This window comes from Ruegeria sp. CDSC052 (genome assembly GCF_059610685.1).
The window spans coordinates 1,053,986-1,063,661 of the sequence record NZ_JBXWOB010000001.1 but is presented as its reverse complement, the minus strand read 5'-3'; the positions used below and the strand labels follow the sequence as shown (position 1 = coordinate 1,063,661).

7 protein-coding genes are annotated in these 9,676 nt (G+C 57.3%); 4 read left to right on the top strand and 3 right to left on the bottom strand.

The window, feature by feature from the left end; translation table 11 throughout:
- Window positions 1-266 precede the first annotated feature (266 nt).
- Entirely contained in the window at window positions 267-1,028 is a 762-nt protein-coding gene (locus tag AC2FIM_RS05320) for an NAD kinase (protein WP_142632779.1), read from the top strand.
- 262 nt (window positions 1,029-1,290) lie between these two features.
- On the opposite strand, the gene AC2FIM_RS05315 is transcribed toward AC2FIM_RS05320, so the two are convergent.
- From AC2FIM_RS05315 to AC2FIM_RS05305, 3 genes are all read right to left on the bottom strand, one after another.
- Window positions 1,291-2,730 carry an amidase family protein gene (locus AC2FIM_RS05315; RefSeq protein WP_271948036.1) on the bottom strand — a complete coding sequence of 480 codons (1,440 nt, stop codon included), beginning with the start codon at window positions 2,728-2,730 and terminating at the stop codon, window positions 1,291-1,293.
- A 73-nt stretch (window positions 2,731-2,803) separates the two neighbouring features.
- Entirely contained in the window at window positions 2,804-4,693 is a 1,890-nt protein-coding gene (prpE, locus tag AC2FIM_RS05310; protein ID WP_271948034.1) for a propionate-CoA ligase PrpE, read from the bottom strand.
- 265 nt (window positions 4,694-4,958) lie between these two features.
- Complete coding sequence (locus tag AC2FIM_RS05305) at window positions 4,959-7,232, bottom strand: NADP-dependent malic enzyme (RefSeq protein ID WP_142632785.1); 2,274 nt, start codon at window positions 7,230-7,232, stop codon at window positions 4,959-4,961.
- Between the two features lie 186 nt (window positions 7,233-7,418).
- Here AC2FIM_RS05305 and AC2FIM_RS05300 point away from each other — a divergent pair, with 186 nt between their 5' ends.
- The 3 genes from AC2FIM_RS05300 (at window position 7,419) to AC2FIM_RS05290 (ending at window position 9,672) form a co-directional block, all read left to right on the top strand.
- Window positions 7,419-8,111 carry a hypothetical protein gene (locus tag AC2FIM_RS05300; RefSeq protein ID WP_496731800.1) on the top strand — a complete coding sequence of 231 codons (693 nt, stop codon included), beginning with the start codon at window positions 7,419-7,421 and terminating at the stop codon, window positions 8,109-8,111.
- Window positions 8,086-9,177 carry a cupin domain-containing protein gene (locus AC2FIM_RS05295; protein WP_271948028.1) on the top strand — a complete coding sequence of 364 codons (1,092 nt, stop codon included), beginning with the start codon at window positions 8,086-8,088 and terminating at the stop codon, window positions 9,175-9,177. Before AC2FIM_RS05300 ends, AC2FIM_RS05295 begins: the two co-directional genes overlap by 26 nt.
- A gap of 102 nt (window positions 9,178-9,279) precedes the next feature.
- Window positions 9,280-9,672, top strand: coding sequence for a cytidine deaminase (locus tag AC2FIM_RS05290; RefSeq protein ID WP_496677966.1), 393 nt, complete (start codon window positions 9,280-9,282; stop codon window positions 9,670-9,672).
- Window positions 9,673-9,676 lie beyond the last annotated feature (4 nt).

Here is a 9,676-nt window from a genome sequence, read left to right as displayed (position 1 = left end):
CGCTGACGGCCCAGCTCGGACGTGATCGAGCCGAACAGCTCTGGGTCGCGCGCTGAGAGAGACTGGGTGAAAAAACCGGTATCACGTAGATTGGCGTTCATGGGGGCTCCACAATGCTGGGATTTCTTGCGGATTTCCTATCGGAAACGGGGCATCGGCAAAAGGCTTAAAGCGACGATTTGGCCAACGGTGGCGTCAAGTCTGGTCTATAGGGGAAAGGTATGATTGTTTCGGAACCAAATGTGCAGCACTGGAAACCACAATAGATGATTCAAAGAATCGCTTTTCTTGCCAGCGACGCCAAGGTGGCTCAAACCGCACGCGACAAACTGGTCAGGCGCTATGGCAATGCGGCGCCGCGTGATGCAGGTGTAATTGTCGCGCTGGGTGGGGACGGCTTTATGCTGCACACTTTGCACAACATGCAGCACCTCGATACGCCCGTATATGGCATGAATCGTGGAACAATCGGGTTCCTGATGAACGAGTTCCACGAAGAAGATCTGATGGACCGTCTTTCCGCCGCTGAAGAAGAGGTCATCAACCCGCTGGCGATGCGCGCGATGGATCAGTCCGGAAAGATCCATGAGGCGCTAGCCATCAATGAGGTCTCTTTGCTAAGGGCAGGCCCTCAGGCGGCGCGGCTGAGGATCAGTGTGGACGGTCGCGTGCGCATGGATGAATTGGTTTGCGATGGCGCTTTGCTGTCAACGCCAGCAGGATCGACGGCTTATAACTATTCCGCGCATGGGCCAATCCTGCCGATTGGATCGGATGTTCTAGCCCTGACAGCGATTGCAGCCTTTCGTCCGCGACGCTGGCGGGGCGCGCTGCTGCCCAAAATCGCCCAGGTTCGGTTCGATGTGTTGGACGCGGACAAGCGGCCGGTCATGGCGGATGCGGATTCAAATTCATTTCCGGATATTGATTGGGTCGAAATTCGATCTGAACCGGCGATTCGGCACCGTATCCTGTTCGACCCGGGCCACGGCCTGGAAGAGCGTCTGATTTCGGAACAGTTCACCTAAATGGAAGGTCAGGTACGAATTAATCGCGCTTGTGTGAACCAGTTCACATGAATCCGATTAACATTAAGGTACTGTGAACTTGCCTGGAGAACACGCCATGGTGGAAGTGAGTGGCCATCAACGGCGGTTTCGAAATGAACGTGCAGTTTATGTGCGGGCGAGGGTAGGTGGTGCTACGCTCGTTATCGGATTTCTAGGCATATTTTAGAAAGCGGACCCCGGGTACAAAACCCCGGGGTCAATTTTTTTGGACAACGTTTATTTAGAAGGACGTCCCCATTTTCTTCCACAATGGCAGGCACATTTGCCCCACCCGGTCTTCTATTGCCGCGGCGGCGTCTACGGCCATATCCTCGCGCCATCTGCGGGCTGCGATCTGGATGTTGATCGGCTGCGGCCCATGCGGCAGCTCGGCCAGCCGCGCCGGAACACATGCCGCGGGCAGGCCGATGAAGTTCATCGCATAGGAATAGACCGCACAGCCCAGAACTTCATGCACGCCCTCGGCGCCCTCGGTGTCTCGGTCCGGTTTGAAGAACGGCTGTGGCAGGAATGGTGACAGGACCAGAGGATAGTTTTGCATGAACAGAGACCACTCGCGCGCATAGTGGCTGCGTTTGGCCAGCATTTCGATAAGGTCTGTGCCAACTATGGGTGGGAATTCCTGAAAGTAGACCTCGAATATGTCGCGGATTGTTTTTGATCCCGCAGCCTCGATATCGGCTTTCAACAAGGTCAGAACTTCACCCATCAGGGCGCGGTACCCACCACGACCAGCTTCAAAGATATCGGGTGGTGCGACCTCTTCCACTACATAGCCTGCTTCGATCAATGCATCGCGTGCCGTATCCAGAGCCTTGCCGACTTCGGGATGCAAATCGTATCCAAAGGTCTGCTTGGTGAAGGCGACCTTGATCGGGCCGGTTTGGTCCTCACCCCGCCACGGCATCGGCACGTGAAACGGATCGCGCGGATCGGGCGCGATCAAGCTGGGCATGGACAGGTGCAGGTCCGCTGCGGAGCGCGTGATCAGACCCTGCACCGACATCGATTGTGCCAGTATGCCCCGTTCTGCCGATTGGCTGGGATTCCACGCCGGAACACGACCCAGACCCGGTTTGACGGTGACCGCCCCATTGGCGGCGGCAGGAAATCGCAGGCTGCCCCCTATATCGTTGCCATGGGCCAGCGCACCGATCCCAGCCATCACAGCCGCGCCCGCGCCACCAGAAGATCCCCCGGGCGAGATATGACGCCCCCAGGGGTTATACGTGCGGCCATGCAGTTCGTTGTCTGTGTCAGCACGGAATGAAAATTCGGGCGTGTTTGTGCGACCGATGACGATGGCGCCCGCCTTTTGCAGGTTGGAAACAACCGGCGCATCATCCGGGGCGATCACGTCTTTCAGGGCAACGACCCCATTCGAGGTCGCATGTCCTTTTTGATCGACGTTGATCTTGATGGTGACCGGCACACCATGCAGGGGGCCAGGCTGCTCTCCGCCACTGACCGCCTTATCCAGATTTCGCGCACGGTCCAGCGCTTGTGAACTCAGATCTTCAACAACCGCATTCAGCGCAGGATTGACCTGTTGCATCCGGTCGATGGAGGCTTTGACGGCCTCTTCCGCGCTGATTTCCCTGTTGCGCGTCAACGCGGTCAGATCGGTGGCGTTCAGACGCCAGATGTCGGTTTCTGTCATGGGGCCTCACTGTCTTGGTCAGACAGTAGAGGCCCGGTGTCAGGTTGCAAGAGGCGGCAGGCGCGCCGATTTTCTACTGGGCGTAGCCGATGGATTTGAGGGCCTCGGTGATCTCGTCCAGAATCGCCGGATCGTCGATGGTGGCGGGCATCTTGTAGTCCTTGCCATCCGCAATCGAGACCATGGTTCCGCGCAATATCTTGCCCGACCGCGTCTTGGGCAGCCGGTCGACAACCACGGCCAGCTTGAAGGCAGCGACCGGTCCGATCTTTTCGCGAACCAACTTGACGACATCCTGAACGACGTCACCGTGGTCCCGATCACAGCCCGCATTTAGGCACAAGAAGCCAACCGGCATCTGGCCCTTCAGCTGATCCGACACACCGATCACGGCGCATTCGGCAACGTCAGGGTGCGCGGCCAGAACCTCTTCCATGCCGCCGGTGGACAGACGATGGCCCGCGACGTTGATCACGTCATCGGTGCGCGCCATGATGTAGAGGTACCCGTCCTCATCAACCATGCCCGCATCGCCGGTTTCATAATATCCGGGAAAGTGATTCAGGTACGAGCTTTTGAACCGGTCTTCGGCGTTCCACAGCGTTGGCAGAGTGCCGGGGGGCAGGGGCAGCTTTACCGCAATCGCGCCCAGCTCTCCGGGTTTCATCGGGTGGCCACCTTCGTCCAGGATCTGCACATCGTAACCGGGCATCGGCTTGGCAGGTGACCCTAGCTTGGTTGGCAGTTCTTCAATCCCCAGCGGATTGCCCGCGATGGTCCAACCGGTTTCGGTTTGCCACCAATGGTCGATGACCGGAACGTTCAGCGCGTCTTTGGCCCATTCGATCGTGTCGGGATCCGCCCGCTCTCCGGCCAGAAACAGGGCTCGCAGGCAGGAGAGGTCGTATTCAGGGATTAATTCCCCCTTGGGATCTTCACGTTTGACCGCGCGGATTGCGGTGGGAGCAGTGAAGAAACTGCGAACATTATGCTCGGATATCACCCGCCAGAAGGTTCCTGCGTCTGGGGTTCCAACCGGCTTGCCCTCGAACACTATCGTGGTGTTGCCGTGGATCAGCGGCGCGTAGCAGATGTATGAGTGGCCAACGACCCAGCCGACATCCGAGGCCGCCCAGAACACATCGCCGGGGTCTACGTTATAGATGTTCTTCATCGTCCAGTTCAGCGCGACCAGATGACCGGCAGTTGGCCGCACAACCCCTTTGGGCGCTCCGGTCGTGCCCGATGTATACAGGATATAAGCTGGATCATTGCCATCGACAGGAACACATTCCGCAGGCTCAACACCGTACTGGAACCCGTGCCAGTTGAAATCACGCCCCTCGATCAAATGCGCAACCTCTTGTTCGCGCTGGAATATCACGCAGAAATCGGGCTTGTGGCTGGCAAGTTCGATGGCACCGTCAAGCAGCGGTTTATAATGCACCACACGGCCCGGCTCCATCCCGCAAGAAGCGGCGATGATTGCTTTTGGTTTGGCGTCATCAATACGGACCGCCAATTCGTTGCTTGCAAAGCCACCAAACACAACCGAGTGCACCGCACCCAGCCGGGCACAGGCCAACATCGCCTCAAGCGCTTCGGGGATCATCGGCATATAGATGATAACCCTGTCGCCCTTTTCGACACCTTTTGCCCGCAATGCCCCGGCCAAAGTAGCGACCCGATTGCGCAGTTCGACATATGAGATCTCGCGCTTGGTGTGGGTGATTGGGCTGTCATAGATGATGGCCGTCTGTTCACCGCGACCATTCTCGACATGGCGATCAACTGCATTCCAGCAGGTGTTGACCCTGGCATCACAGAACCATTCATAAAGAGGAGCATTGTCGTCAAACAAAGCCTTGCTGGGTGGCCGAACCCAATCAATTCCTTTTGCAGCTTCCATCCAGAATGCCTCTGGATCGGATTTCCAGCTCTGGTAAACGTCCTGATATGCCACTTTGGTCTCCTCCGAAAAATCCCTGCACCGTGTCTAGGGCGGGGTATAGGGGGCAGACAAGCGGTCGAAGTGACGGGGCGTCACTTTATCGCAAAATATTTGCAGATGTATAAGAATTTCCCTGCTAATTTTTGCAAACCTGTCGGCAATTTATGGATTTTGCGCGCCGAATTCACAGTTTTGCAAAACTGCAAATGTATTGGTGCAAATATGAAGGAATCAGTCCGGGCACCTGTTTCGGTGCCCGGAGGGGATCCGTGACCCTTTACCCGTAATGAGCGACAGGCGTTCCTGCGATCGCCGCCATGTTCAGTAACCCGCGTGCGGTGATCGAGGGGGTCACGATATGTGCCTTGTTGCCCATACCCATCAGGATCGGGCCAACTTCCAGCGCGTTGGCCTTCATCTTCAGGATGTTGCGCACACCGCTGGCGGCATCTGCGTGGGCAAATATCAGGACGTTGGCGACACCTTCTAGACGTGAATGCGGGAAGATGCGCGACCGCAGTTCAGGGTCAAGCGCTACGTCCAGATTCATCTCACCCTCATATGTGAAATCGCGCGGCTCCGAGTCCAGAATCTCCAAAGCGGCCCGCAGGCGCTTGCCCGAGCCTTCGGCCTGATTGCCGAATTGAGATTGCGAACAGAACGCGATTTTTGGCTCCAACCCGAAACGCCGGACATGACGGGCCGCGCCCAGGGTGGTTTCGGCAAGCTCTGCAGGCGTTGGTAATTGCCTCACATGTGTATCGGCGATGAACAAGGGGCCGTCTTCAAGAACCATCAGAGACAAAGCGCCATGTGCGCGCAGGTCGCCATTGGCCAACACCTGTTCGACATAGCTTAGGTGCCAGCGGTATTCGCCAAAGGTTCCGCAGATCAGGCTGTCGGCCTCGCCACGCTGGACCATGATCGCCCCAATGGCTGTGCTGTTGGTGCGCATGATGGCCTTGGCCAGATCAGGGGTGACACCGCGGCGCTGCATGATCTGGTGATATGAGGTCCAGTAATCATAGTAGCGATTGTCATGTTCCGGGTTCACGATCTGAAAATCCTCGCCGGGACGCACGGTCAGGCCCAGGCGCTCGCATCGCGCTTCGATGACTTCGGGACGTCCGATCAGGATCGGTGTTTCCGTGGTTTCTTCCAGAATGGCCTGAGCGGCGCGCAGCACACGTTCGTCCTCGCCCTCGGCAAATACTATTCGGCGCGACGCAGCTGCTGCGGCCTCGAAAACCGGGCGCATGATCAGGGCGGATTTGAAAACCGTCTGGTTCAGGCGCTCTTTATAGGCCTCCATATCTGGAATCGGACGCCTGGCAACGCCACTGTCCATAGCCGCCCGGGCCACTGACGAGGACACAACAGCGACGAGGCGCGGGTCAAAAGGTTTTGGGATCAGATAGTCAGGTCCGAAGGTCAGTTGCTCGCCCTTATAGGCGGCGGCGGCTTCTGCACTGGTCGTTGCCCGGGCCATATCAGCGATACCGTCTACGCAGGCGATCTGCATAGCGTCGTTAATTTCGGTCGCACCAACATCCAGGGCGCCCCGGAAGATGAAAGGAAAGCACAGAACGTTGTTCACCTGATTGGGAAAATCACTGCGACCGGTTGCGATGATCGCATCGGGGGCCACTTCGCGAGCTGCGTCCGGCAGAATCTCGGGCGTCGGGTTAGCCAGCGCGAAGATGATTGGTCTGTTGGCCATTTTCGCGACCATTTCGGGTTTCAGGACATTCGGTCCGCTAAGCCCCAGAAACAGATCGGCATCCCCGATCACGTCATCCAGCGTGCGCAGATCAGTCTTTTGCGCAAATTGGCTCTTGTGCGGGTTCATGTCCTCGGCTCGCCCTTCATAGACAAGCCCGTGAATGTCACACAGCCAGATGTTTTCGCGTTTCACACCCAGCTTCACCAGCATGTTCAGGCAGGCGATCCCAGCCGCGCCTCCGCCGGTCGAGACGATTTTGATATCCTCGAACTTTTTCCCGGCAACGTACAGCGCGTTCTTGGCAGCGGCGCCCACGACGATTGCGGTGCCGTGCTGGTCATCGTGAAAAACGGGGATGTTCATCCGCTCGCGGCACAGTTTTTCGACAATAAAACAATCGGGGGCTTTGATGTCCTCAAGATTGATTGCCCCGAACGTGGGTTCCAGCGCGCAAACGATATCGGCCAGCTTTTCGGGGTCGGATTGGTCAACCTCGATGTCGAAACAGTCGATCCCTGCGAATTTCTTGAACAGAACCGCTTTGCCTTCCATCACCGGCTTAGAAGCCAGAGCGCCTATATTGCCCAGGCCCAGCACTGCTGTTCCGTTCGAGACCACGCCAACAAGATTGCCCCGCGCAGTGTAAAGCTCGGCGTTGGATGGGTCGGCCTTGATTTCCAGGCTGGCCTCGGCGACGCCGGGCGAGTAGGCGCGCGCCAGATCCCGACCGTTGGCCATGGGTTTCGTAGCCCTGATTTCGAGCTTTCCAGGCTTTGGGTGAGCGTGATAATCAAGCGCGGCCTGTCGCAGGTTGGGAGTGTCAGACATAGGCAATTCATCTCCGTTCCGAATTTGGTTGAAGGGTTAAACTATTTCTGGCGCCTTGGCTACGTGACGTCACTTCATAAATGGATTTTTGCCAAACACGGCCGTAGGTTGAATTATGTTCTAATATGGTTACGGTCGCGCATCTTCATATTCGGCACCGCTTCCACAGGAGATCGAAGGCCCAAGATGACCCCGGAAAAACAATCTCAGTCGATACCCGTCACAACCGATACCAAGCGGTCCTTTGGGCTGGACCAGCCGCTGTTTCGTGCAGCGATTGGAGTTGCGTTGCTGATCTTGGTGGTCCTCTGTATCTGGCCGGTGCAGGCGATGTCCCTCAGCCATGAGGGTGGCCCGTTCGAATCCATTTCGGCCGCGGCGCTTGTTCTGGCCGGGGGCATTGCGCTTTTCCGGTATCGCGGGATTTCCCGTCTCTATATCGGTCTCGTCTGTTTGCTGCTGGCAGAGCGCGAACTTGCTGCGGATATCTATGCCGTAGATAGCTTGCCATATGAGATTCTGAATGGGCTGGACACGCTGCTCGATATGAACGCGGTTCGCGTCATCCTGGCTGTTTTGGTTCTGGGCGGCTTGCTCTGGCACGGGGTGCCAAACGGGTGGCGTGCGTTCAAGCATCGGGTCCCGTTTCTAATGGTGTTCTTTCTGGCCGGTATGTGTGCGGTGGTTGCGCAGGGGTTGGAAGAAGTCAGTGGCGCACTGAAAGACGACCTGTCGGACCAGATGATCATGCGTTTGTTTGTGTTGGAAGAAACGCTTGAGATGTTCTTTTCGATTGGCATTTTGGCTTCTGTTCTGATCGGATGGCCCAAAGCCACGACCGAAGAGAACTTGAATGACCAGCAATCAGACCAAAGCTGAGATTCGTCTGCCGACGCAGGAATTACGTGACGACATCCCGTTTTTTACCAAGGTACTGGGGATGCGGATGGATATGATCTATCCGGCTGATGACCCTCGGGTCGCCGTGTTCTCGGGGCATGGATTGCGATTACGGATCGAACAGGATGCACCCGAGGCGCCCGGAATGTTGCGCATTCTGACCGAAAATCCGGATCAGTTTGCGGCTGGCCAGCGCAGTTTGGTCGCGCCGAACGGGACGCGTGTCGAAATTGATGAACTGAACCCGCCGATGGTGATGCCGGATACCGTGCATTCCTTTGTCGTGCGCAGACTCAAGGATCAGGCCCCGTGGGTCATCGGGCGCGCCGGAATGCATTATCGCGATCTGGTACCCGATCGCTTGGGCGGGTCGATCATTGCCAGCCATATCCGCATTCCCGATGGCGGTCCGGTTCCGGACATGGTGCATTTCCACAAGGTCGGGTTTCAGTTGATTTTCTGCATCCATGGCTGGGTCGATGTGGTTTACGAGGATCAGGGCGACAAGATGCGCCTGACCGCCGGCGATTGCTTTATTCAGCCGCCCGAAATCCGCCATCGTGTGTTGGAAGCATCGGACAATGTGCAGGTGATCGAAATTGGTGTTCCCGCCGAACATGTCACCGAAATCGACCACGAAATGCAGTTGCCAACCCCGCAATTCCGCCCGGATCGCGAATGGCAGGGCCAGCGCTTTGTCTACAACCGGGCCGAGGGGGCAGAATGGGGGCCGTTCCGTTTGCCGGGCTACATCTGTCGCGACACCACGATTGCCCAGAACACGATGGGTGTCGCAGGCGTTCAGGTGGTGCGTCGGGGGCAGGGTGACACCGCCTGGGCTAAACATGATACCGATATTCATTTCACCTTCGTTATGAACGGTGAGCTTACGCTTGAAGGCGAGGGGCGCGACCCGTATCGGCTGGAACAAGGTGATGCCTTTGTCATTCCACCGGGCATGCGGACACGCCTGTCTGATCCGACCGATGATGTTGAACTGCTTGAGGTCACGCTGCCTGGCGTGTTCAATACGGTTCTGGATTAAGCATTTTGGCTCAGGAATTCTGCGCTCGGGGCTTCAATTCCCCGGGGGCTTTCATTTAGGGTATGACTTTCTGACCAGATGATCAAAAAATGGGGAATCGCCATGAGCTTGAAAGACGCAGCCTTGTCCGTGCGGGAAAACGCCTATGCGCCTTATTCCAATTTCAAGGTCGGCGCGGCGATCCGGTCCCTGTCGGGGCAGATCTACTCCGGTTGCAATGTGGAAAACGTGGCCTATCCCGAAGGCACTTGCGCCGAGGCCGGAGCCATTGCCGCCATGGTCGCTGCTGGCGAGCAGGAACTGACCGAGGTTTACGTGGTCGCGTCGTCTCCTCAGCCAGTACCGCCGTGCGGGGGGTGCCGCCAGAAACTGGCCGAGTTCGGCAAGCGTGACGTCAAGGTGGTATTGGCCAGCTTGGACGGGGCGGAGTTGAAAACCACTATCGGGGATCTGCTGCCAGGCGCATTTGACGCCTCGCATATGGAGGTTGTCTGACCCC

Coding starts and splice junctions, on each gene's coding strand:
- AC2FIM_RS05320 (WP_142632779.1), top strand. CDS start 267: ATGATTCAAAGAATCGCTTTTCTTGCCAGCGACGCCAAGGTGGCTCAA.
- AC2FIM_RS05315 (WP_271948036.1), bottom strand. CDS start 2,730: ATGACAGAAACCGACATCTGGCGTCTGAACGCCACCGATCTGACCGCG.
- AC2FIM_RS05305 (WP_142632785.1), bottom strand. CDS start 7,232: ATGTCTGACACTCCCAACCTGCGACAGGCCGCGCTTGATTATCACGCT.
- AC2FIM_RS05300 (WP_496731800.1), top strand. CDS start 7,419: ATGACCCCGGAAAAACAATCTCAGTCGATACCCGTCACAACCGATACC.
- AC2FIM_RS05295 (WP_271948028.1), top strand. CDS start 8,086: ATGACCAGCAATCAGACCAAAGCTGAGATTCGTCTGCCGACGCAGGAA.
- AC2FIM_RS05290 (WP_496677966.1), top strand. CDS start 9,280: ATGAGCTTGAAAGACGCAGCCTTGTCCGTGCGGGAAAACGCCTATGCG.